At 72.6% G+C, this 21,906-nt stretch carries 18 protein-coding genes; 11 read left to right on the top strand and 7 right to left on the bottom strand.

Translation table 11 applies throughout. The features are described from left to right. Positions 1-113: 113 nt before the first annotated feature. Complete coding sequence (locus ACZ7L5_RS06135; protein ID WP_471514830.1) at positions 114-557, bottom strand: hypothetical protein; 444 nt, start codon at positions 555-557, stop codon at positions 114-116. A gap of 255 nt (positions 558-812) precedes the next feature. Here ACZ7L5_RS06135 and ACZ7L5_RS06130 point away from each other — a divergent pair, with 255 nt between their 5' ends. After that, positions 813-1,382, top strand: a complete 570-nt coding sequence (locus ACZ7L5_RS06130; protein WP_471514828.1) for a DUF2269 domain-containing protein — start codon at positions 813-815, stop codon at positions 1,380-1,382. Between the two features lie 69 nt (positions 1,383-1,451). On the opposite strand, the gene ACZ7L5_RS06125 is transcribed toward ACZ7L5_RS06130, so the two are convergent. Beyond that, positions 1,452-2,666, bottom strand: a complete 1,215-nt coding sequence (locus tag ACZ7L5_RS06125; RefSeq protein WP_471515823.1) for a PucR-like N-terminal domain-containing protein — start codon at positions 2,664-2,666, stop codon at positions 1,452-1,454. A gap of 71 nt (positions 2,667-2,737) precedes the next feature. Then, complete coding sequence (locus ACZ7L5_RS06120) at positions 2,738-2,890, bottom strand: hypothetical protein (protein WP_004001513.1); 153 nt, start codon at positions 2,888-2,890, stop codon at positions 2,738-2,740. A gap of 221 nt (positions 2,891-3,111) precedes the next feature. On the opposite strand from ACZ7L5_RS06120, the gene pgfA reads away from it, so the two are divergent. The 10 genes from pgfA (at position 3,112) to ACZ7L5_RS06070 (ending at position 15,543) form a co-directional block, all read left to right on the top strand. Beyond that, the gene (pgfA, locus tag ACZ7L5_RS06115) at positions 3,112-4,098 is read left to right on the top strand and encodes a cell envelope lipid trafficking protein PgfA (protein WP_471514826.1); all 987 of its coding nucleotides are present in this window, start codon (positions 3,112-3,114) and stop codon (positions 4,096-4,098) included. A 236-nt stretch (positions 4,099-4,334) separates the two neighbouring features. After that, the gene (locus ACZ7L5_RS06110) at positions 4,335-5,522 is read left to right on the top strand and encodes a glycosyltransferase family 4 protein (RefSeq protein ID WP_471514824.1); all 1,188 of its coding nucleotides are present in this window, start codon (positions 4,335-4,337) and stop codon (positions 5,520-5,522) included. A 28-nt stretch (positions 5,523-5,550) separates the two neighbouring features. Further along, entirely contained in the window at positions 5,551-6,369 is an 819-nt protein-coding gene (locus ACZ7L5_RS06105) for a class I SAM-dependent methyltransferase (protein ID WP_471515821.1), read from the top strand. Then, positions 6,366-10,841, top strand: a complete 4,476-nt coding sequence (locus ACZ7L5_RS06100; RefSeq protein WP_471514822.1) for an alpha-(1->3)-arabinofuranosyltransferase domain-containing protein — start codon at positions 6,366-6,368, stop codon at positions 10,839-10,841. Before ACZ7L5_RS06105 ends, ACZ7L5_RS06100 begins: the two co-directional genes overlap by 4 nt. Further along, positions 10,838-12,262: a condensation protein gene (locus tag ACZ7L5_RS06095; protein ID WP_471514820.1), complete on the top strand. Its 1,425-nt coding sequence runs from the start codon at positions 10,838-10,840 to the stop codon at positions 12,260-12,262. Before ACZ7L5_RS06100 ends, ACZ7L5_RS06095 begins: the two co-directional genes overlap by 4 nt. Further along, entirely contained in the window at positions 12,259-12,996 is a 738-nt protein-coding gene (locus ACZ7L5_RS06090) for a class I SAM-dependent methyltransferase (RefSeq protein ID WP_471514818.1), read from the top strand. Before ACZ7L5_RS06095 ends, ACZ7L5_RS06090 begins: the two co-directional genes overlap by 4 nt. Before the next feature lie 25 nt (positions 12,997-13,021). Beyond that, positions 13,022-13,948 (top strand): hypothetical protein, encoded by a 927-nt coding sequence (locus tag ACZ7L5_RS06085; RefSeq protein ID WP_471515819.1) that lies wholly within the window; start codon positions 13,022-13,024, stop codon positions 13,946-13,948. Further along, entirely contained in the window at positions 13,945-14,178 is a 234-nt protein-coding gene (locus ACZ7L5_RS06080) for a Trm112 family protein (protein WP_328881883.1), read from the top strand. Before ACZ7L5_RS06085 ends, ACZ7L5_RS06080 begins: the two co-directional genes overlap by 4 nt. After that, positions 14,175-14,978 carry an FkbM family methyltransferase gene (locus tag ACZ7L5_RS06075; RefSeq protein ID WP_363035733.1) on the top strand — a complete coding sequence of 268 codons (804 nt, stop codon included), beginning with the start codon at positions 14,175-14,177 and terminating at the stop codon, positions 14,976-14,978. The genes ACZ7L5_RS06080 and ACZ7L5_RS06075 overlap by 4 nt, the downstream gene beginning before the upstream one ends. Beyond that, a complete protein-coding gene (locus ACZ7L5_RS06070; protein WP_471514816.1) occupies positions 14,944-15,543 on the top strand; it encodes a hypothetical protein in 600 nt (199 codons plus the stop codon). The genes ACZ7L5_RS06075 and ACZ7L5_RS06070 overlap by 35 nt, the downstream gene beginning before the upstream one ends. Here ACZ7L5_RS06070 and ACZ7L5_RS06065 read toward each other — a convergent pair. From ACZ7L5_RS06065 to ACZ7L5_RS06050, 4 genes are read right to left on the bottom strand one after another with little or no spacing between them, the layout of a single operon-like run. Next, positions 15,540-18,533 carry a hypothetical protein gene (locus ACZ7L5_RS06065; protein ID WP_471514814.1) on the bottom strand — a complete coding sequence of 998 codons (2,994 nt, stop codon included), beginning with the start codon at positions 18,531-18,533 and terminating at the stop codon, positions 15,540-15,542. The two genes, ACZ7L5_RS06070 and ACZ7L5_RS06065, sit on opposite strands and share 4 nt — an antisense overlap. Further along, the gene (locus tag ACZ7L5_RS06060) at positions 18,530-19,552 is read right to left on the bottom strand and encodes a hypothetical protein (protein ID WP_471514812.1); all 1,023 of its coding nucleotides are present in this window, start codon (positions 19,550-19,552) and stop codon (positions 18,530-18,532) included. The genes ACZ7L5_RS06065 and ACZ7L5_RS06060 overlap by 4 nt, the downstream gene beginning before the upstream one ends. Then, positions 19,549-20,496, bottom strand: coding sequence for an AAA family ATPase (locus ACZ7L5_RS06055; protein ID WP_471514810.1), 948 nt, complete (start codon positions 20,494-20,496; stop codon positions 19,549-19,551). Before ACZ7L5_RS06055 ends, ACZ7L5_RS06060 begins: the two co-directional genes overlap by 4 nt. Then, complete coding sequence (locus ACZ7L5_RS06050) at positions 20,493-21,725, bottom strand: toll/interleukin-1 receptor domain-containing protein (RefSeq protein WP_471514808.1); 1,233 nt, start codon at positions 21,723-21,725, stop codon at positions 20,493-20,495. The genes ACZ7L5_RS06055 and ACZ7L5_RS06050 overlap by 4 nt, the downstream gene beginning before the upstream one ends. Between the last annotated feature and the right edge of the window lie 181 nt (positions 21,726-21,906).

Below are 21,906 nucleotides of genomic sequence, written 5' to 3'. Positions count from 1 at the left end.
GTGCGTTTCCCCCGGCAATGGCCTTGCGCGGACCGGCTCGATTCCTGTCACGCCGGCCCCATCGGTCAGTCACTCTCAGCTCCGCGGCTCCCCCGCCCCCTTCCGGACGTACGTCACGTCGAAGTCCGTAGTCCACTGCTCGCCGTCGGAGACTGCTCCCACTGGCCCTCGATCGTGTTGCCGTCGGGGCTGATGGTGGCGGTGAGGCGTTGGTGGAAGCCTGGGGCCGAGCGCCACTGGTGCCAGGTGCGGGCGGTCATGGTGGCTCGGTAGGTGCGGGCGACGGCTCGGCCGTCGGCGTAGAGGGCGGTGAATTCGTCGGCCGTGTCGTCGTAGCCGATGAGGGAGACGGTGGGGAAGGGGGCGTTCGGGCCCCAGTCGCCGGGGAGGGACGTCTCGGGGACGACGTCCGAGCGCTGGACCAGGAAGGCGCCGCCCTCCAGCCAGGCGAACTCCGTCCTGAAGGGGCCGACGCTTCGGCCGAGGGCCCACAGGTCCCACTCGCCGACGAAGGCGTCGAGCTGTTGCAGGGCGGGGTGGGGTGACGGTTGGCGCATCAGGGTCTCCTCTGCTCGGAAGCGGGGCGTTGTCTCGTCGTATCCCCGCTGCTCCCTTGATGACCTGGCCCGGCGGCCGGATTCATCGCCCTCGCATGGCGAACGGAGCAGGGAGGGAGGCGCCGGGTACGCCGAGGTCAGTACGCGGGGTTACTCCCGCCGTCAGACGCCCTCGCAGGCCTGGCCCGGCACGGTGGTGCCATGTCTTCCTCGCCTTCCTCGTCTTCTTCGCCTTCTTCGCCTTCCTCGCCATCCGTGTCGTCCGCGTCGTCCGCCTCGTCGAGGAAGCTGAGCCGGCCCGCCCGGCGGGCCGCCCTCGTCGTCCATGTCGTCGCCTCCGCCGGCTGGCTCGGGCTCACGGTCGGGCTGCTCGCGCTCGGGGTCACCGCGGCCACCACCGGGTCCGCGGTGACCGTGGAGGCGTCCGTGCGGGCCATGAAGCTGTTCGCCGACTGGCTCCTGCTGCCGGTCGCCTTCCTCACGCTGCTCAGCGGGCTCGTGCTGTCGTTGGGCACGCAATGGGGGCTGGCGCGGCACCGGTGGGTCTACGTCAAGTTCTGGGTGACCCTGGGCACGACCGTCGCCACCGTCTTCGCGCTGCGCCCAGGCGTGAACTCCGCCGTCGAGGCCGTCGCCGCGGGCGGGCCGCTGCCCGACGCCGGGGACGTTCTGTTCGGGCCGATCGTGTCGCTGTCCGCGTACGTCTTCATGACGGTGATCTCGATCCTCAAGCCCTGGGGGCTCACGCGCCGTGGCCGACGCCTGCGCGCGGCGTCCGCCCGCACCCCGTCCCGCCGCACCGAGCCCGCCCGCCAGACCACCTGACGGGGGACCGACGGCAGACCGACGGGGGAAGAAGCGGACACAGTCGGGTTCTGAGCACAGCGGCAGCTCCTACTTGCGTGCCTCCCCCAGCGCCCCCCTCAACCGCTGGGCCCGCAACACCAACTCCAGCTCGAACCGCCGATCCGGGTCGTCCATCTCGTCGCCCCACAGCTCCCGGATCTGGCGGAGGCGGTACCTGACCGTCTGAGGGTGAACTCCCAGACGGGCCGCCACCTCCGGTGCCCCGCCCCTGGTCTCCAGCCACGCCAGTAACGTCTCCGCCAGCCGCCGCCCGTGCGTGGGACCGCAGTGCTGGAGCGGTGCCAGGCACCGCACCGCCAGGTCGTCGATCAGTTCCTCGGGCTGGAGCAGCACCAGAGCTTCCGTGTGCTCGGTGCAGTACAGGACGTCGCCGGCCGGCAGCAGCGCCCGTTCCATCAGGCGTACGGCCGCCTCGGCCCAGCGCAGCGACTTCGCCGCGTCGGCGAGGGGCACCGGAGGGCCGATCGCGCCCGACCAGCCGGTCAGGGCCCGGTGCAGCAGTTCGGGGCGGCCGCCGGCGTCCGGCTCGGGGACGACCATGCGCGGCTGCTCGTACTCCATGTCGAGCAGCACTCCCTGCCCCACGGCCGGCGCCACCGCTTCCCGCGCCGGGCGCAGTAGCACGCCCACGGCGACCTTCTCGGGCAGCGGCCAGCCGATCCGGGCCGCCCGCTCCGTCAGGGCGTCCGCCGGATCACCCCGGTGGTGCTCGGCCAACAGCAGCTCCATCAGGCGGCGTTGGAGACGCAGCCGCTCGCCCGCCTGCCGTGCCGCCGCCTCGGCGTAGCCGCGCACCGACTGGTCGACCAGGCCGTCCAGGTACTCGTAGCCCGCGTCCACCAGCTCGTACATCGCGGGCGGCGGAATGTCGACGCGCTGGCCGATCTCGGCGAAACGGCGCCAGGCCAGCCGTACGCCCAACCGGTAGATCGCCTGGAGCGAGTCCAGGGAGCGGCCGTTGTAGCCCTCGCCGCGGCCGAAGTCCTGGAAGACGCCCGGCGGTACGGTCGGGCGGCCTTCCGACTTCTCCAGGTGCTCGACGAAGACCTCGATCGCGCGCCGGATGCCGACCAGGGCCATCGGCTCGCCCGACTCGTCGAGGACGACGGGCAGTTGGGGGTACTCGCGCTGGATCTCGCGCAGGATCTGCTCGGCGAGGGCCGGGGCGTCCGCCATGACCAGCTCCGCGAAGCGGCGGACCTGGAAGCGGGGTACGTCACGCCAGGCCGAGCGGGCCGGCACGGCCGGGGCGGCAGGGGAAGCCGTGGCGGCGGGAGATGCCGTGGATGCCGTGGAGCGGGTCGCTGCCACGGTCAACTCCCCTGGCCCGCTTGCTCGTACGTGATCAAGGGTGTGTTCGGCTGGTCGGGTGTCGCTTCCAGCAACGCGACGACGCCGAGCGCGGCACCCACCGCGAGTACGGCGGCGAGCACGACGGTCAGCGCGGCGGCGAGCAGTCTGGACATCGCAGGGTCAGCCTCTCTGCATCCGGAGGTCGTCCCCACCCCGGTGGTGCCAGCCTTGTCCGACCCCTGCCTGTCGGCTTCAGTCTCGACAAGCCGGGACATCCCGTCAAGACATTGACACTCCGTCAAGGGGCGCCTACGGTTCCCGGCCCAAGAACGGCCAGGCAACGACCGTGCACCGACAGTGCATCGATCATGCGTCAACCTCCCAGGAGTGCCGGATGCGCCGTACAGCCTCACCTCTCTCGTTGATTCTGCTGGGCCTCGGCACGTTTTTGCTGGTACTGGCGCCCATGCTCGCCTGGTACGTGGCCCCGCGTGCCGCCGTGAACCCCATCGACATCGACACCACCGCCGTCTACAAGGGCACCGGCAGCGTCTTCGACACCGACAAGGTCGAGACCGTGCCGGACCAGAACATCACCGTCACCCAGCGCGTGCGCGGCAATGTGGCGGAAAGTGAGCGCAGCGGCAACGCCGTCTGGGACGTCATCACCACCGTCGACACGGACAAGTCGCTGCCGGCCGACGACCCGCACGACGCGCTGGACTTCACCCCGCACCGCTGGGTGATGGACCGTACGACGACGAAGCCGGTGCACTGCTGCGAGGAGACGCCGTACATCGAGGGCGAGGCGTATCTGAAGTTCCCGTTCGACGTGGAGAAACGCTCCTACCAGTGGTGGGACAACACCGGCGGCACCACGATCACCCTGCGGTACGACGGCACCGAGAAGATCCAGGGCTACACGGGATACCGGTTCACCGGCACGGTCGCGCCCCGCAAGGTCGGCACGCGGCTCGTCCCCGGCACCCTCGTCGACGAGCCGGACCGGCCGCAGGTGCTGGCCGAGGAGTGGTACTCCAACCACGGGTTCAGGCTGGTCGTGGATCAGGCCACCGGCCGTGTGATCTACGCGCAGACCGGCCCGCGCCGGACCCTGCGGGCGCCCGGCGGCGAGAAGGACGCGGCGGTGCTGCTGGACAGCGAGAAGATCGCGTTCACCACGGCCACGCAGAAGGAGGCCGTACGGCAGGCGAAGCGGGACAGCAGTCTGCTGCGCACGGTGGGCGAGACGCTGCCGATCGGGACTGCAGGGGCGGGATTCGTGCTTGTGGTGGTGGGTGGCGTTTTGGTGGCACGGGGCCGGAAGCGCCCTGAAGCGCCCGGTACGGTCGAGATGCCCCAGCCGTCGCTCACAATGTGACGTGACGTCAGCTCTAATAAAGCCGGAAATTGTCACGCCGGTGAGTAGCCGTGGCGAACTGCTGGGCGAAAACTGTCCACCCCCACCCGGACACAGCCTGTTCACAGCCCCCGCAAGATGACCGTAAGAGGCCGAGAAACCCCGAGAACGTCCGAGAAGCCCCGCATCTCCCCACAGGAACCAAACCCTCCCTCCCCCACGCTGAGTTCCGCACCCTGAGACGAGTTGGAGCACACATGCCCCAGCACGTGCCCTCCCCTCCCCCGTTCTCGAATTCGCTCGAGCGGGGGGACCCCCATCGCGCCACCCCTCCCTGGGCGTCGCAGCAACAGCCTCCGGCGCTTCCCCCACATCCGCGCCGAATCGTTTTTCTCGCCCACCGTGACCTGGGCAACCGATCCGCCGGCGGCTCCGAGCTGCTGGTCGACCGCCTCGCCGACGGCCTGACCCACCTCGGCCACCAGGTCACCCTCCTGTGCGGGGGCCCCGCGGCCTACCGCGACTACCGGGTCGTGTCCGCCGGCGGTTCCTACGGCCACTACCTGCGCGCCCGGTCCGCCTTCGCCCGTCAGGTCGGCGACTGCGATCTGCTGGTCGAGGTCTGCAACGGGATGCCGTACTTCGCCCCCGTCTGGCATCGCGGGCCGACGCTGTGCCTGGTCAACCATGTACACACCGATCTGTGGAAGATGCGGTTCGGCGGGGCGCTGGCGCCTGCCGCGCGGCTCGGGCGAAGACTGGAGCACTGGGCGCTGACCGGTGCGCAGCAGCGGAGTCTGATGGTTGCCGTGTCTCCGTCGACCGCGCAGGCCCTGCGCGGAATCGGCGTCGACCGGGAACGTATCCGTGTCGTCCACAACGGCGTGGAGGAGCCCGGCCCCTTGGGCGACCGCTCGCCGGAGCCGCTGTTCGTGGCCGTCGGACGGCTCGTCGAGTACAAGCGGATCGATCTGCTGCTGCGGTTGTGGGAGCGAGTGCGGCCCGTGACCGGCGGGCGGCTCGTCATCGTCGGGGACGGGCCGGAGCGTCAGCGCTTGGAGCGGGCGGCCGGCGACGGCGTCGAGTTCACCGGCCATGTCTCGGAGGCGGAGAAGCATCGGCTGCTGTGTGCGGCGTGGCTGCTGCTGCATCCGTCCGCCGTGGAGGGGTGGGGGCTCGTCGTCACCGAGGCCGCCACCCGGGAGACGCCGACCATTGCCTTCGATGTGCCCGGGCTGCGGGATTCCGTCGTGGACGGAGAGACGGGGGTGCTTGCCGCCGGGGAATCGTCCTTTGCCGCCGCCTGGTGCACGCTCGCGCTGTCCGGGCACCGCCGGGAGCTGATGGGCAAGGCTGCGCGGGACCGGGCGGCGCGGTATCGCTGGGACCGGACTGTGCGGCAGTTTCTTGCGGTTGCCTCGGAGGCCGTACGCCGTGACGCCTAAACGCCGTAGTGGGTCGGCCGGCTCGCGAGTGCCGGTGCGTCGTGGCTGGTCACGCCCGCGCGGCGGAGCCGCAAATGTCACAGCCCCGCGCCCCTATGGGGGCGCTTCACCACCCCCAGTTGCCAAGGACCCCTCCTTTCGGCGGTCCCTTGCTCTCTTCCGGGCGTTCCTGCATGAACAGGACGATCCCGAAGCCTGCTACTCGCTGCTCGCCCGTGACGCCGTCGATCAGGTCGAGGCCTACGACGGTCCCGTCTCCGGGCGTACCGTCGTCGATGTCGGCGGCGGTGGCGGGTACTTCACGGAGGAGTTCCGGCGGCGAGGTGCGTACGCCTGTCTCTTCGAGCCGGACGTGGCGGAACTCGGTGTGAAGCCGCCCGAGGGGGCCGTCGTCGCCGACGGGTACCTGCTGCCGCTGCGCGACGGCGTCGCCGACGTCACCTTCTCCTCCAATGTGCTGGAGCACGTGGCCGATCCGCAGACGTTCCTCAGTGAGCTGGCACGGGTGACCCGGCCCGGTGGGCTGATCTACGTGTCGTTCACGAACTGGCTGTCCCCGTGGGGCGGTCATGAGTGGGCCCCCTGGCACTACTTCGGTGCCGAGCGGGCCCGCGCCCGCTACCTGCGCCGTACCGGACGGGCCGCCAAGCACACCCTCGGCGAGAACCTGTTCGCCGTGCACATCGGCGCCACCCTGCGTCAGGTCCGCGCCCGTGACGACGTAGAGGTCGTCTCGGCGCGCTCCCGCTACTGGCCGTTCCTCGCGGAGGCCGTCGTGAAGGCGCCCGGCATACGCGAGTTCGCCACCTGGAACCTCCTCCTCATCCTCAGGCGGTGCCCACCATGACGACGACCACGGTCCAGGCTCCTCCCCCGGCAGCCGTGCCCACCTCCGCGCCCTCCTCGGGGCCGCCGGAGGGGCCGCGCTCGCGGCGCTGGCTGCTGGGGTTCTGGGCCGTGGTGTTCGTGCTGTTGCTGGCGGTGCAGCCGGGGCGGCAGACATTCGACACCAAGCTGGGTGTGACCGTCGATCCGGGGCAGTTCCTCGCCGATCTGGGGCAGTTGTGGCAGGACGAGGGCAGTTTCGGCGGCATCCAGAACCAGTACTCGGGCTATCTGTGGCCGATGCTGCCGTTCTACTGGCTGGCCGATGTCGTACGGCTGCCGGTGTGGCTGGCGGAGCGGCTGTGGCTGTCGCTGATCGTGGCGGTGGCCTTCTGGGGTGCGCTGCGGCTGGCCGAGCGGCTGCGGGTGGGCAGTGGGGCGTCGCGGCTGGTCGCGGCCGTGGCGTATGCACTGTGGCCCGTCTTCACCGTCGTCGTCGGGTCCACGTCCGCTGCCGCGCTGCCCGGGGCCTTCCTGCCGTGGGTGCTGCTGCCGCTGACCGACGAGCGGTATGCCGCGCGGGTCGCCGCGCTGCGGTCGGCGCTGATCATCCCGTTCATGGGTGGCGTCAACGCGGCCTCCACACTGGCCTCACTGCTTCCCGTCGGGCTGTATCTGCTCTCCCGGCCGCCCGGGCCACGGCAGCGCAAGCTGATCGCGTGGTGGGTGCCGGGGGTCCTGCTGGCGACCGCCTGGTGGGTGATCCCGCTTCTGCTGCTCGGCACATACGGCGAGAACTTCCTTCCCTACGTGGAGAGTTCGCAGACCACGACCGAGACGATGGCGGCGACGGAGGCGCTGCGCGGCGGCGGCAACTGGGTCGCCTATCTGCACTTCGGTGAGGCCTGGCTGCCGGCCGGATGGACCGTCGCCGCGTCCGTCGTCGTGATCGTCTGCTCGGCCCTCGCGGCCGGGCTGGGGCTTGCGGGGCTGGCCCGGCGGGACATGCCGGAGCGGCGCTGGCTGGTGCTGACCGTGGTGACGGTCGCGCTGATCCTGCTCGCCGGGTACGGCGGGGCGTTCGGGGCGCCCTTCCACGGGGTGGTGCAGGACTGGCTGGACGGCGGTCTTGTTCCCTTCCGGAACATCTACAAGTTCCAGACGGGGCTCGCCCTGGCGCTGGTGCTGGGCCTCGCCCATCTGGCGGGCGTGGCGGCAGAGGCGCGCGGGGCACGGCAGGTGCGGGGGCGGCGGTTCGCTCCGCTGATCGCGGCCGTGCTGGTGCTGCCGGGGCTGATGTGGCCGTACCTCAACGGCTCGATCCTCAACCCCGGGTCCTTCAAGGAGATCCCCAAGTACTGGCAGGCCACGGCCGACTGGATGGAGAAGTACTCCCCCGATGCCCGCGCCCTCGTCGTGCCGGCCACCGCGCACGGCATCTACACCTGGGGCTCGACCATCGACCAGCCGCTGGATGTCCTCGCCGACTCGCGCTGGGCACAGCGGGACTACGTCCCCTTCGGCACCCCCGGCAACCGGCGCGCGATGGACGCCGTGGAGCAGGCGCTGGTCAGCGGCGGCCAAGTACCGGGCCTGGCTGACTACTTGAGCCGTGCCGGCATCCACTACGTCGTCGTCCGCAACGACCTCGACCCCGACCAGATCGGCCACATACCGACGACGACGGTGAAGCGGACCCTGGAGCAGTCCGGATACGAGCGGGTGACGGGCCTCGGGCCGATCACGACCGGCGGGACGATCGCGCCGGGCACTCCGCTGCAGGTGGAGGGGCTGTATCCGCGGCAGCGGGCGGTGGAGATCTACAAGCCGGCCGGGGCGGACGTGCCGCGTCCGCACCAGGCCGGGCTGCAGCCGGTGGCCGACACGGCCGTCGTCTCCGGCGGGCCGGAGGCGCTGCTGCCGCTGGCGTCCGAACTGCGGGGCCGGGCGAGCGTGCTGACCGGCGACAACCACCCGGGGCTCGGCTCACCGCAGGTGCAGGTGATCGGCGACGGGCTGCGGCGGGCGGACACCCGGTTCGGGCTGGTCAACGCCAACACGTCGTACACGTACACGCGCGGCGAGCGCAACGCGCCCGACGCCGCGCAGGACGCGGGCGAGAAGCCGCACCAGATCCTGCCGACGTCCGGCCTCGACCACCAGACGGTGGCCGAGCTGCGCGGCGCGCGGTCGGTGACGGCCTCGTCCTACGGCAGCTGGCTCTTCCACCTCCCGCAGTTCGATCCGGTGAACGCCTTCGACGGCAACCCGGACACGGCGTGGACCGAGGGCTCCGAGGGGTCGCCGGTCGGCGAGTGGCTGCGGATCGCGTTCGCGGGCGGCTCGTACGACATGCCGTCGTCGTTCAAGGTCAGGCCGCTGCCGCAGGAAGGTGTGCGGGAGGCGGCGACGCGGGTGCGGGTGGAGACGGAGAAGGGGGCGGTGAGCTCGGTCCTGCGGCCGGACGGCACCACGCAGACGGTCAAGGTGCCCCCGGGGGCGACGAGTTGGATGAAGCTGACGATCACGGACTCCGTGTCCCGGCGGCCCGGTCTGACCGGGGCGGGCTTCTCCGAGATCGACCTGCCGGACGTACAGGTGACCCGGCTGCTGCGGCTGCCCGCCGACGCCGGGAAGTCGGGGGCCGCCGCCGAGATCGTCTCCCTGTCCCGTACGGCCGACCCCACGGGCCTCTCGCCGACGGGAACGGAGGCCGGCCTGCACCGGCGCTTCACCACGTCCACGGCGGGGACGTACGAGGTACGGGCGAGCGCCGTGCCGGTGCCGGGCGAGGAACTGGACCGGCTGCTGTACGAGGTGGCGCCGGAGCAGCAGAACCGGATCGTCGCCACCGCCGACTCCACGGCGCGGCTGGGGGCGGGACTGTCGCCGCGCAACCTCACCGACGGCGATCTGACCACGGCGTGGATAGCGGGCGACCGGCCCACGATCCACCTCAGCTGGCCCGGAAAGCAGGCGGTGGGAGAGGTCGTGCTGGCTCCGGCGGGCGGTCTGTCCACGCGTCCGACCGAGGTGCACATCAGCTCGCCGGACGGTGCGGTGATCGCCGGGGTCGACGAGAACGGCTGGGTCCGCTTCCCGCCCATCACGACCGACCGGCTGGACATCACCATCACCAAGACCGCGCCGCTCACCCTCTACAACCCGATGGTCGACGAGGACCTACGGCTGCCGGTGGGTTTGACGGAGGCCTACATCCCGGCCCTCGACCAGTACCGGACCCCGCAGCCGAGGGAGTCCAGGCCGTTCTCGCTGCCGTGCGGGAAGGGGCCGGTGGTCGCGGTGGACGGGGAGCTGTACCGGACGAGTGTGCGCGGAACGGTACGGGACCTGATGGAGCGGCGGCAGCTCGATGTGACGCTGTGCCGGCAGGGGCGTGACGATGCCGAGTTGCAACTGTCCCCGGGTGACCATCGAGTCGAGGCAGGGGACGCGGGGCCGCTCACGCTGACCGCGGTGACGCTGACGCGCGGCACGGTTTCCGAGGCCTCGGCCGCCGGGCGTCAGCTGGGGATACGGGACTGGCTCGGCGACCGGCGCGCGGTGACCGTCGGATCGGGCGCGGCGAGCTACCTCACCACGTACGAGAATTTCAACGACGGCTGGCGCGCCACCCTGGGCGGCAAGGAACTGACGCCGGTACGGCTGGACGGCTGGCAGCAGGGCTGGCGGATCCCGGCGGGCGCCGGCGGCACGGTCGAGCTGTCGTACGAGCCGGCGGTGATGTACGAGGGCGGGCTGATCGGCAGCGCGGTCGCGATCGCGCTGCTGGCCGGGCTGGCCCTGTGGCGCCGCCGCGCACCGAACCCGGACGAGCCCCAGCCGGCCCCGCCGCTGCCCGGCCTGTGGCTCGGCACGGTGGCCGTGACGGTGGTGGGCGTACTCATCGCCGGCTGGTTCGCCCTGCTGGTACCGGCCCTGGCGCTGGTGGCGTGGCGCAGGCATGCCCTGCTGGTGCCGATCGCGTTGGTGGCGCTCGCGGGGGCGGGCGTTGCAGCGGCGGTCGGCGCCGGGGAGCCGGTGGGCGCGCAGGAGGGTGCCTTCGGGCCTGCGGCTCAACTGCTGGCGTTGATCGGGCTGTTCGCCGGTGTGGTGGGGGTTCGGGAGTCGGCGGCGGGAGCCGGATCCGCGGGCGGCCCCGACCATGGATCGGGTCTGCCCGGCTCCACGGCTGTGCTGCCGCCAGTCGCCGGTGGTGGCGGTGGTCCCGGATCGGCCGCCCCGGAGCGGCCGACGCGCCCCTTGCCGCAGCGGGAGCGGGGCCGCAGTCCGATGGGGACCGAGCCTCCGGGGCCGGCGGATCCCCGTACCGACTCCGGGCCGACCGTGTCCGCGCGCGGTCCCGGTGGGCCGGTTCCGGACGCGCCGACCGCGCGGATCGCGCCCCGCAAACCGCGCGTGCGGGCGACCGGTCCCGAGACCCCGCCGGAGTCCGGCGACACCGGGAAGACCGGGAAGGGCGAAGCCACATGACGGCACTGCAGCAGCCCGCACGCGCCGGAGGTCCGCTGCGGCCGCCGGTACGCGTTCCGTTCCCCGTCGTGGACGAGGTCGCCCGGCACTGCCTCCAGGAGGAGGAGCCGGAGACGGTGCACATCGAGGTCCATCTGCCGGGCCCGCTGGACGCGGGGCGACTGCGTACGGCCTTCTCGGAGGCACTGCGCCGGCATCCCCGGATCCTCATGCGGGAGGCGCCGGGGCGGTGGTACCGGCGCCGCTACGAGTGGGAGCTGACCGCGGAACCGGACGTGGAGGTGGTGAGCTTCCCGGCCCCGGGACGTGACGCGCTGCGGGACGCACGCACCCGGGCCCTGACCCAGGCACCGCCGCTGTCGCTGTCGCCGCCGATACGGCTGGAGGTGGTTCAGGGGCCGGGGCCGGTCGAGGGGAGCGAGGCGACGGACGCCGTGGGGGACCCACGCGCGGCAGGTGCGTCCACCCGTGCCGCCCCGAGCGGCGCGACTGCCGGCAGGCCGGGCGGGGGCGGGTCGCACGGGACCGTGCTGTTCCTGACCATCAATCACACGGCGCTGGACGGTCCCGCCTGCCTCCGTGTCGTGGCCACCGCCGCGGAGCTGTACGGAGGCAAGGACAACTCCCCTGCGGCCCCGCCCACCCGAACGACCGAAACCCAGCCCCTCACCGAGGAAACGCCCTCCAACTGGTCACCCCCCGCCCGAGTGGCTCCCGGCACCCCCGAACCCTCCCCCGGCAACGGCATGCTCGTCGCCGAACTCCCCCTCCCCCACCGCCCCAAGGGCTCCCCCTACACGGTCAACGACCAGCTGATGGTCACCACCGCGCTGACCATCGCCCACTGGAACCGCGAGCACGGTGCCCGGACCCGTCCCCTGCGCATCACGATGCCGGTGGACGACCGCCCCCGTGACGCCACCATGCCCATCGGCAACGGCACCAGGCTCGTGGAAGTCCCTTTCAGTCAGGCCGAGTTGGCCGTGCATGACCCGGGAGACATGCCCGCCCTGCTGCACCGCACGGCCACCCGCACCCGTGCCCTCAAGTCCCTCCCGCGCCCCCAACTCGGCCACGGCGCCTCCCTCCTCACCGCCCCCTGGGCACCGGTCGGCGTCCGCGCCGCCCTCACCCGTGGCCTGCGCAGAGCCGCCGCGCCCTGGACCTCGACCACGCTGCTCAGCAACATCGGCCGTATCCCGTACCCGCTGGACTTCGGGGAGGAGGCCGGCCGCGCGCACGCCGTGTGGTTCTCGGCGCCCGCCCGGATGCCCCGCGGCCTCACCGTCACCACCGCCTCCACCGCGGGCCGCCTCCACCTCGCCCTGCGCTGGTCGCGCGCCCTGCTCAGCCACGGCGACGGCGCCCACCTGCGGGACCTCTTCGAGCACTACCTGCACCGCACGGAGGTGACCCCGTGACGACCTCCCCCGTGAAACCCCCCGAACTGCGCGACTTCTACGAGAACCCCGCCGTCCCCGTCGCCTCCGGCACCCCCCGCAGCCGCCGCCAGGCACGCATGCTCGCCGAGGCGCTGGGGCCGGCGTCCGCCGAACGGACGGCCACGATCCTCGACGTCGGCTGCGGCGACGGCACCGCCGCGGCCACCGCCGCCCCGTTCCTCCCCGGCCACCGCATCGTCGGCATCGACTGGTCCCAGGACGCCCTGCGCCGGGCCCGCAGCCGGATCCCGTACGCCGTCCGCGGCGAACTCACCGACGGCGGGCTGCCGTTCCGGACCGGCTCCGCCGACGCCGTGCTGTTCAGCGAGGTGATCGAGCACCTCGTCGACCCGGACGCCGCCCTGGACGAGATCCGCCGCGTGCTGCGCCCCGGCGGCCATCTGATGCTCTCCACCCCGAACCTGGCCGCCTGGTACAACCGCGCCCTGCTGCTGGCCGGGGTGCAGCCGGTGTTCTCCGAGGTCAGTCTGCGGGGCATCCACGGCCGGCCGGGGCGTGAGGTCGTGGGGCATCTGCGGCTCTACACCGCCCGCGCGCTGCGGGAGTTCGTGGCCGCGTCCGGCTTCGACGTCGTACGCCTCGCCGGCGCCCCCTTCCATGGTGTGCCGCGCCCGCTGCGCCCCCTGGACCGGCTGGCCTGCGCCAGGCCGCCGCTCGCGTCGATCCTGCTGCTGCACGCACGACGGGCTTAAGGGGGCGGACACCATGTGGTGGGGAGTGGCCGCGGCCCTGATGGCGAACACCCTGTACAGCCTCGGTTTCGTCCTGGAGAAACGGGCGCTCACCGCACTTCCGCAGGTGAACATCCGGCAACCCGCCCGGCTGCTGCGGCTGGTGCTCGGCAGTCCGTTGTGGATCGGCGGGTCGCTCGCCCTCGCCGCCGGTTTCGGCGCGCAGCTCGTCGTCTACCGCACGCTGCCCATCGCCGCCGCGCAGGGCATCTTCGTCTCCGGGCTCGTGCTCCTCGTGCTGCTCTCGGCGCGGCTGCTGGGCGAGGAGACCAGCGGGCGGGAGCGGTACGCGCTCGGCGCGATCCTCGCCGCGCTGCTGATGGTCGTGCTGTCACTGCGGGAGGGCCCGGGCGGCGGGGAGGCCGTGGGCCGGGCCGCCCCGTATCCGCTGATCCTGCTGGTGTGCGTGCCCTCGCTGGCGGCGGGCGTGTGGCTGTACAACTCGGCGGAGCGCAGGGCCCGGCACCGGCACCGGCTGCCGACGGCAGGTGTGGAGTACGGCGTGGCGGTGGGGCTGCTGTACGGCGTCAGCTCGCTGGCCATCAAGGGGGTGTCGAGCTACCTGACGACGAGCGGAGTCGGCGACGCCGTGCTGGACCTGCTGCGCTCCCCGTACCCGTATCTGCTCCTGTTCACCGGCGCGTTCGGGCTGGTCATGTCGCAGGCGGCGCTGCAACGCTGCCGGGCCTCGCTGATCGTGCCGGTGTGCACGACGGTGACCAGTCTCTACACGGCTGTGCTCGGCACGCTGTCGTTCGGCGAGGCGCTGCCGGAGGAGCCGCTGCGGCTGGCGCTGCGGGTCGCGGGCACGGCGCTCGCCGTAGTCGTGCTGCTGTCGATGCCGAGGCACGACCCGCCGGCCCCGCCTTCTCCCCAACCCGCCGTCGGCGCCAAGGAGTTGACCCCACCATGAAGCCCGATGACCCGTTGCTCCAGATCCTGGCGTGCCCGCTCGACAAGGGGCCATTGCACCTGGTCGTACCGGACGAGCCGAGTGCCCGGACGGCGGCCGAGGCGCTCTACAACCCGCGCCTGCACCGCCGCTACCCGATCGTGGACGGCATCCCGCAGCTGCTGCCGGCCTCCGGGGAGCAGGTCTCCGACGACGAACACGAGGAACTACTCAAACGGATGGCCCCATGACCCTGGCCGCGAGCATCGCCCCACTCCTGCCGACCCGCGTGGTCGCCGCTGTCGCCCGGGCCGTGTACCCGCGCTTCGAGCCCGAGCTGGCCCGGCTGGCGGAGCTGTGCCCCGCCGGGTGCGGGACGGCCGTGGATGTCGGCGGGTGGTACGGCCCGTGGACGCGGCGGCTGTCGCGGCGGGCCCGCCGGGTGGTGACCGTGGAACCGGTCCCGCACCTCGCGCGGCTCCTCGCCGCGACGGCCCCGCCCAACGTCCGGGTCGTGCAGGCCGCGGCGGCCGAGCGTCCCGGCACGGCCCGGCTCTGGCTGCCGCCGCACGACGCGGGCGACCGGGGGGTGTCCTCCCTGGTCCGCCGGAACATCCACGCCACGGCACTCCCGGTCAGCTGTGTCACCCTCGACGAACTCGGCCTCAAGGACGTCGGGTTCGTCAAGGTCGACGTGGACGGCAGCGAGCTCGCGGTGCTGCGCGGCGCGACCGGTCTCCTCGCGCGCGACCGGCCCGCCCTGTTCGTCGAGCTGGAGTCCCGCATCCAGCCGATCGCCCCGGTGCTGACGTATCTCTCCCTGCTCGGCTACGACGGCTGGGTCCTGCCCGGCCGCGACTGGATCCCCCTGTCCGCCTTCCCGCTGGAGGCACACCAGGCCGAGGCCGCCCACGTCGTCACCCACGGCCTGCTGCGCCGCGTGCTGCCGTTCCGAGGCCCCCGGTACGTCAATTCGGTCCTCTTTCTTCCCGACGGCCGCCGCCCCGTGGGCGACGATGGACCGCATGCCCTCCGGAAAGCACCCCGCTAGCCCCTTCACCCCGCTCGACTTCCAGCTGGTGCTGCTGCGCCGCATGGCCGACCACAACCCGGACCTGGTGGACGGTGCCCGCCACGAGCTGGGCGTCTCGATCGCCGACATGCGCGAGGCCAACAAGCGCTGGCAGGCGATGGTCCGCTCCCCGCGCGCACGCGGGGCCGCCTCCCGCTACCGCTCGGTGCTGGGCGCCCCCGAGTCGGTCGTCACCCGCAAGGTCGGCGACCTGGACTGCGAGGCCTGGCTCTGGCCGGTCCCCCTCTGGCCCGACCTCCGCTTCGAGGTGCTGCTCGCCCCGAACGGCGCGGTCTGGAACGAGTGGCTGGTCCGCGCCCCCGGCTCCGAGGCCCCGGCCCTGCGCACCCTCGCCGACCTCACCCCCTGGTCCTGCACGGTCGACGAGGCGGCCCGCGCCTTCGCCCCCGCCCGGCCCCTGGAGGGAACGGCCCCGTCACGCTGGGGGCTGGCGTTCGCGGCGCCGGACGGGGAAGGGGTGCGGCGGGAGGTGGTTGCGGAGTTCAGCTGGGGGTTGTTGCAGCGGGTGGCGGTTCGCGGCTAGGAGGTGCCGTCCGAGTCGGCCAGAACGGCGCGGACCTCCTCGCGCAGCCTCGCCGCCTCCTTGGCGCGGCCCAGCGTGTCCAGCCGGATGGACAGCGTGTTGAGGCTTCTGGCGAGGGCACGCCGGTACTTCCGCGGTTGCGTGGCGAAGAGCCGGCGGTAGAGGTTGGCCGCCTCCCGGGCCGCGTCGGCCGCCCGCGGCCTGCCGTCGCCGAGCAGGTCGAGGGCCCAGGACCGCATCTCCAGGGCGTCCGCCAGATCGGCGCGGTGCAGGCCCGACTGTTCGGCCTCCAGCTCCCGGTAGTGTCCGACCGCCTCGGACGCCGCCGACACCGCCTCGGCGGGCCGGCCCTGGGTGCCCAGCCAGAGCGCGAGGTTGCGCTGACTGCGGGCGAGGGGTTGGCGGAGGTCCACCGCTCCGTGGGCGACGAGCTCGCCGTAGGTTCCCACGGCCTCGCGCGCGGTCATGATCGCGCCGTCGACGCGGCCCAGGTCCGCGAGGCTGATGGCGAGGCAGTTGAGACTCTCGGCGAGCTGCGGGCGATACGTTTCTGGGTGCAGCGCGGCCAGGTCCCTGCGCATGCTCACGCACTCGAACATCGTCGCGTGCGCCGCCGCGACGTACTGCACGGCACGTTCCCAGTACCAGCGAACGTGCAGACTCCTCGCCAGGTCGGCCCGGCCGCCCGGATCCGCCTCGGCCTGCTCCCGTCGCACGGCCGCGGCCGACACGGCGGCCTGCAGGGCCTGTTGCCGCCGGCCCAGCGACCCGTACCGGTTGGCGAGGCTGCTCAGGCTCACCGCCAGCGCGGGACGGTGGGTGAGGGCATCCTCGTCGGCCAGCCGGCGGAACAGGTCGACCGCCTCGGCGGCGGCGCTCAGGGCCGCCTCGTGCTGTCCGCTGCCGTGCAGGACCAGAGACCACAGGTGCAGGCTCTCGCCCAGCCGGGGCCGCTGCTCCGGCCGGTCGACGGCGAGTCGGCGGCGCAGCGCCACGGACTCCTCGACGGCCGGGCCCGCCTCCGCCCAGCGGTATGCCTCGGCCTGCCGGCTCGCGAGACCGTACAGGGAGGCCCCGAGCGCCGGCAGCGCCTGGAGGGGCAGTTGCTCGACCAGGGGTCGCAGCACGGTGATCGCGTGCCGGTGAGCGGCGGCCGCGTCGGTGCGGCGGCCGACCGCGGCAAGGCGTTCCGCCGCATCGTCCAGGGCGCCGGCGGCCTCGACGCCCCGGTCCGGTCCCAACAGCACCATGTTCGCGACGGCGAGGTCCCGGTCCTCGCGCGAGGTGGTGACGTCGCCGATGACCTCGCCGAGGAACGCGGCGGCCTCGTGGGCGTACGCCTCCCCGAAGTCGGCCGGGTTCAGGTCGTCGGGGAAGCGCCGCAGGGCGAAGCGCGGGTTGAGCAGCAGTTCGCGCGGCACGCCCGTGGCGAAGTCCCGCGGTGTCGACGGATACTCACCCGGCCAGTCCGTGCCGACCGCCCGCAAGACCTCTCCGCCGGTGATGAACCGGTCCCGCGGCGACCAGCCCCACCCCTGGGGAACCTCGTCCGGGCCGCGCCGCAGCAGCCGTACCAGCCAGGAGCCGAACAGCCTGTCCCATCCGGTGTCGTGGGGTACGACGACGGCGATCCGGCCCGTCCAGCTCGCCGTGGTCAGGTCCATGGGCGGGGGCGGATAGCCCCAGTCGACATCGCTGCCCGGCGGCCGCACGGTGTCGAGCAGGACGAGTACCTGGTCGGCGCCCGAACCGGCGGCGAGGCGGAAGAGCGTTTCGCTCGGCAGGGCGGTGTCCGGCCGGGCGGGGTCACTGTCGCGGAAGGCGAGCCGCGGGCCGCCCGGACCGGGCAGGGCGTACCCGCGGACATACACCACCAGCGGGCCGTCGTGCCGCAGCGCCGCCAGCCGCGTCAGCCGCTCGGTGACCGCGGCGAGGGACGGGTCGGCCAGGTACTCCTTGGCGTAGGTGTCGCCGAAGGCGGCCCCCACCTCACGGCACACGCCGCGGGAGTGGTCCAGCGGGGGCAGCTGCGCGTGCTCGTACCGGGCGACGGCGATGCCGAGGAAACGGCCGGCCGGTCCCCCGCCGCGCTGCGCCGGAGCCTGGTCCGGCAGGCGGAACACCTGCCCGCGTGCGCTGCGCAGCAGGACCGGTCCCGGACCGACCTGTACGCGGATCTGCCAGGTCACCGGAACGGACAGATCTTCGTCCCGCTCCCGCGGACCGCCGGCCAGCAGGGTCAGTACGCGCGGTGCCGTGTCGGGCACCGGGAGGGCGTACGTGCCCGGCGGCACGTCGATGAGCGCGTCCGGGTCGATCGCCCGGCCGTCGACCTCCAGCTCGTCGCCGTCCCGGCGTACGGTGATCCGGATGTCGTCGAGGACGCGGGCGAGGTCGCCGAGCCGGCGGGCCGGCAGCGGAGCGCGTTCCACGGCGAACGGGAAACGCCGGGCCGGGACGCGGGGGCGTACGGTCTGGGCGAGCTGCCAGCCCGTGGGCGAGTCGCGGACGGCCTGCGGCAGCCGGTCCCAGGCCGAGGCCAGCCATTGTCTGAGGCCGTCACGATTCTGCTGGGTGATGGCCTTGAACGCCGGGGCCAGGGCGCCGTCGATCTCGGCGAGGCGTCCGGCCACGGCGAGCCAGGTGACCTCTTCCTCCAGCAGCAGGGCCGGTGACAGATCGGCGTGCACATGCTGGACGATCCGCCACAGGGAATGCACCGGGGCGTCCTGCGGCTGCTGTCGCAGCCATCGCTCCAACCGGCGTTGCAGCCGGTGGCGTTCGGCGGTGTCGAAGACGATGCCCGTGGGCCCCTGGGACCGCACGAGTCCGCTGAACCACAGGTCGGACTCGGTCTGGACGCCGAGCCGCGGGAACAGCGCCAGCCGCACGGCCCGGATCAGTTCGGGCTCCACGCGCACGGCCACGCTGAGCGCGGTCGCCAGCTTCTCGACGGGGTCGACGGCCTGCCGGTCGCGTGTCACGGTCACCGCCGCGGCCCGACCAGGGCGGAGACCGTGCTCACGGTCGTGGTCCGGTCCCAGGTGAGGACGGACAGCAGCGGGGCCAGCTCCGCGGGCACCCGGTTGACCGGATAGGGCACGAGGGCCAGGACCGTGCATCCGGCCCGGACGATCTCGTCGAGCACGTGGTACCACTCGGCGACCGAGGCCCGCCGCGGATGCAGCACGGGCCCGCCCACACCGAGGTCGGAGACGACCAGGACACGGGTCCCCGGACTGGGTGGCCGGTACGGCTGCCAGGTGCGCGGGGAGTCGGGGCCGGTGCCCCGGGCCGGCACATCGGCGAAGCAGCGGACCTGGGTGAGTTCCGCGCCGACCAACCCGGTGATCTGGCGGGCCAGTTCCTTCTGGTCACGCCGGTACGGCTCCATGCTGTCGCCCTGGTCGAGAAGGACCTGCACGCCGAAGCGGAGAGTGGGACGGGCGGCCCGCGGCAGCCGGGTCAGCGGGATGCCCCGGGCGAAGGCCTCGACGAGGGCGTCGATGTCCGGTTCGCCGTCGTCACGGACCAGGGTGGTCAGGGCGGCGTTGAGGATGGCGGCGGAGGACCGTCTGGTGAGCAGCGGCTCCAGCGGCGGCCGGGCGGTGAGGTGACGCTCGGTCACCTCGTCGAGGGAGCGGACGGCTTCCCAGTCGGTGGGGTCGAGGGCGTCGAGGCGGACGGGTTCCAGCACGGGCAGGCCGGTCGGTCCGGTACGCCCGTCGGACGGCCCCGGGCCGATGTCGGGTGGCGGTGGTTCGGGAGGGGCGCCGCCGTCACCGGGGCGGCGGGTGGGCGGAGGGAGCGGCGGCTCCTCGGCCGGCGGGCCGGGCGGGGCAGGCGCGGGCGCCCCGGGCGCCGGGTCCGGCGGCGGCCCGGGCGGCGGTGGCTCATCGGCGAAGCCGAGCAGCCGGGCGGCGCGACGCTGCAGTACGGGGTCATCGCCCACCGCGTCCAAGGCCCGGGCCAGATCGGCCACCCAGATCTCGGGGACCTGTCCGGTCACGCCACGTTGTCCTGCTTCAGCAGCGCCATCCGGCGCAGCGTCCGCCAGCGCTCGTCGCTGTCCTCGACCCGGATGCCCAGTTGCCGGCAGGCGTGGAAGGCGTCCAGGAACTCGGCGGTGCTGGGCTTGCGGTGCGCTCTTCGGTCCGCGTCCTTGCGCAGGCGCTGCACCGCCTCCGCCAGGTCCTGGGCGAGGAGCAGGTCCGCTTCGGTGAAGGGGCCGTCGTAGGCGTCCACATGGGCGCGGGCGACCTCGACCAGCTCCGCCGGTTCCGGGTGTTCGAGCTTCACGACCAGACAGCGCCTCAGGAACGCCTCGGGCAGCTCGCGCTGTTCGTTCGTGGTGATGACCACGAGTGCCTTGGTGTCGTCCTCGGGTTCGATCTCACGCCCCGTCTGGGAGAGGGTGAAACGGCGCGAACCCAGCGGGACGAGCAGTCCGTTGGGCAGCTCGGGGTCCGCCTTGTCGATCTCGTCGATCAGTACGACGGAACGGGCGCGCAGATCGGCGGTGTCCGTCCTGACGGGCCGTCGGCCACGGGACCGGGGCAGGCGGTGGGCGCGCAGCGCGTGGGCGCGGGCGGAGTGCGGCGCGAACGCCTTCCACAGCACACCGGGCTCCACATACGCGTCGATCGGCTTGAGCCGCTGTGCCTGGGCGTCCGCCAGCCGCAGCACATGGTCGAAGGACCACAGCAGGTCCGGCGCCTGGGTGCGCGAGGTCACCACGTGCTCGTGATACGCCCAGTTGTGCTGCCACGCGACGTGCGCGGCGAAGGACGACTTGCCGGAGCCGGGATCGCCGCGCAGCAGCAGCGGCCGTCCGGTGGCGAGGGCGATGTCGACGGCCAGGTCGAGGTCGCCGCGTACGACGTAGGCCCGGCCGTCGGGGCGGTCGGGGGCGTTGCGGGCGGTCGGTTGCGGCGGGGTCGGCTCGGGGATCACGACTCGGGGTCCTTTCCGTGACCACTTCTCCTGTCGCGGATCTCCTTCAGCGCCCGCCGCGTGCGCTCCATCTGCTCCTCGGCACCGGGCTGCACCGGGATGTGCACGGCGCCTGCGGTCGGGACGCCCAGGTCCGCGGGATCGGTCCGGTCGGTGAGGACGATGATGTTGAGCCAGTGGAATCGCCCGATCAGCGTGCGCACCAGATGTCCGACGACGCCGAGTTCGGTACCGGCGGGGTCGATGACGAGGAAGAGGATCTCGCCCTCGATCGGCAGCTCGTTCTCGTCGTCCGACTTGAGCAGCGCGCGTATCGCCGCCCGACAGGCCTTCATGTGCTCCTCGTGCTGGGCCTCGCCGGCCACCAGGTCGACTGCCTTCACCCAGTAGGCGCCCGAGAAGCAGGAGGCGCGGTGGATGTGCTGTTCGGCCGTCTCGGCCCGGGCACCGGTCAGCGTGGCGACCACCCGGCGCTCGCCGGGGAGCAGCTGCCGTACGCCCAGGGGATCGATCCAGGTGGGGAGCAGCAGGCTGATGAGCTTGTTCAACCGGTCGAGGGAGAGAAAGAACTCCACCTCGTTGACGGCCGACGGCACCTTCTGGGTGGGCACCGGGGCCAGGACCTGGTGCGCGACATGGCGCCTCTCCTCGGAAGCGGTCGGGAAGCGCCAGTCCCCCTCGGAGCCGAGTCGGTGGGCCATGGACCGCAGTGTGAACCGGTCGGTCACCTCGTCCAGACAGTGTTCGATCTTGGTCGTCATGGCGCGCATGGCCGAGTTGTCCGCGCATCCGCCGAGGTCACCGAGGCGTTCGACGATCCGGGAGACCAGGTCCGCGGGCTCGGTCTCGTCCTGTTGGACGCACTGCAGATCGGCGAGCTGGGACAGCTCCGAGCGCCGCAGCTCCCGCGGCGAGAGCCCCTTCAGCAGCACGGGCACGATGGTGAGGCGTGACCCCACCGCCCGCCGCCACAGCAGGATGTGGACCTCGCGCTTGAGCCAGGTGGACTCCAGCCCGTCCTTGCTCACCAGCACGACCGCCGCGTCGCAGTCGGCCAGCCAGCCGTAGAGGACCGACCGCCAGTCCGTCCCGGGCGGCAGCAGGTCGTCCACGCGCACGTCCCAGCCGAAGTCGGGCAACCGTTTGATGAGTTCGGTCCGTACCGAATCGGCGTTCGCCTGATCCTCTTCGGTCTTCGCCGAGCTGTGACTGATGAAGGTGATCGCCATCGACCACTGACCGTCCTGCCGCACGTGCCCAGTCGGGACTCACTCGCCCCTGTAGGACGGAGAGGTTGACAGGTGATCGGGACATAGGTCAACTCGGCGCTATGTCGACGAATTGACGGCCCCTTATGTGAAACTTACGTGTGGTGGGCTCAGCTGCCGGAAATCCTCACGGAAGCAGCGG

The organism is Streptomyces sp. NPDC107528, assembly GCF_055639295.1.
The sequence above is the reverse complement of the archived record's forward strand: the minus strand, read 5'-3'. Positions and strand labels throughout refer to the sequence as shown.

What these genes read in the sequence shown, in the direction of transcription:
- ACZ7L5_RS06135 (WP_471514830.1), bottom strand. Translation starts at nt 557, where the DNA reads ATGCGCCAACCGTCACCCCACCCCGCCCTGCAACAGCTCGACGCCTTC.
- ACZ7L5_RS06120 (WP_004001513.1), bottom strand. Translation starts at nt 2,890, where the DNA reads ATGTCCAGACTGCTCGCCGCCGCGCTGACCGTCGTGCTCGCCGCCGTA.
- pgfA (WP_471514826.1), top strand. Translation starts at nt 3,112, where the DNA reads ATGCGCCGTACAGCCTCACCTCTCTCGTTGATTCTGCTGGGCCTCGGC.
- ACZ7L5_RS06110 (WP_471514824.1), top strand. Translation starts at nt 4,335, where the DNA reads ATGCCCCAGCACGTGCCCTCCCCTCCCCCGTTCTCGAATTCGCTCGAG.
- ACZ7L5_RS06100 (WP_471514822.1), top strand. Translation starts at nt 6,366, where the DNA reads ATGACGACGACCACGGTCCAGGCTCCTCCCCCGGCAGCCGTGCCCACC.
- ACZ7L5_RS06095 (WP_471514820.1), top strand. Translation starts at nt 10,838, where the DNA reads ATGACGGCACTGCAGCAGCCCGCACGCGCCGGAGGTCCGCTGCGGCCG.
- ACZ7L5_RS06080 (WP_328881883.1), top strand. Translation starts at nt 13,945, where the DNA reads ATGAAGCCCGATGACCCGTTGCTCCAGATCCTGGCGTGCCCGCTCGAC.
- ACZ7L5_RS06075 (WP_363035733.1), top strand. Translation starts at nt 14,175, where the DNA reads ATGACCCTGGCCGCGAGCATCGCCCCACTCCTGCCGACCCGCGTGGTC.
- ACZ7L5_RS06070 (WP_471514816.1), top strand. Translation starts at nt 14,944, where the DNA reads ATGGACCGCATGCCCTCCGGAAAGCACCCCGCTAGCCCCTTCACCCCG.
- ACZ7L5_RS06050 (WP_471514808.1), bottom strand. Translation starts at nt 21,725, where the DNA reads ATGGCGATCACCTTCATCAGTCACAGCTCGGCGAAGACCGAAGAGGAT.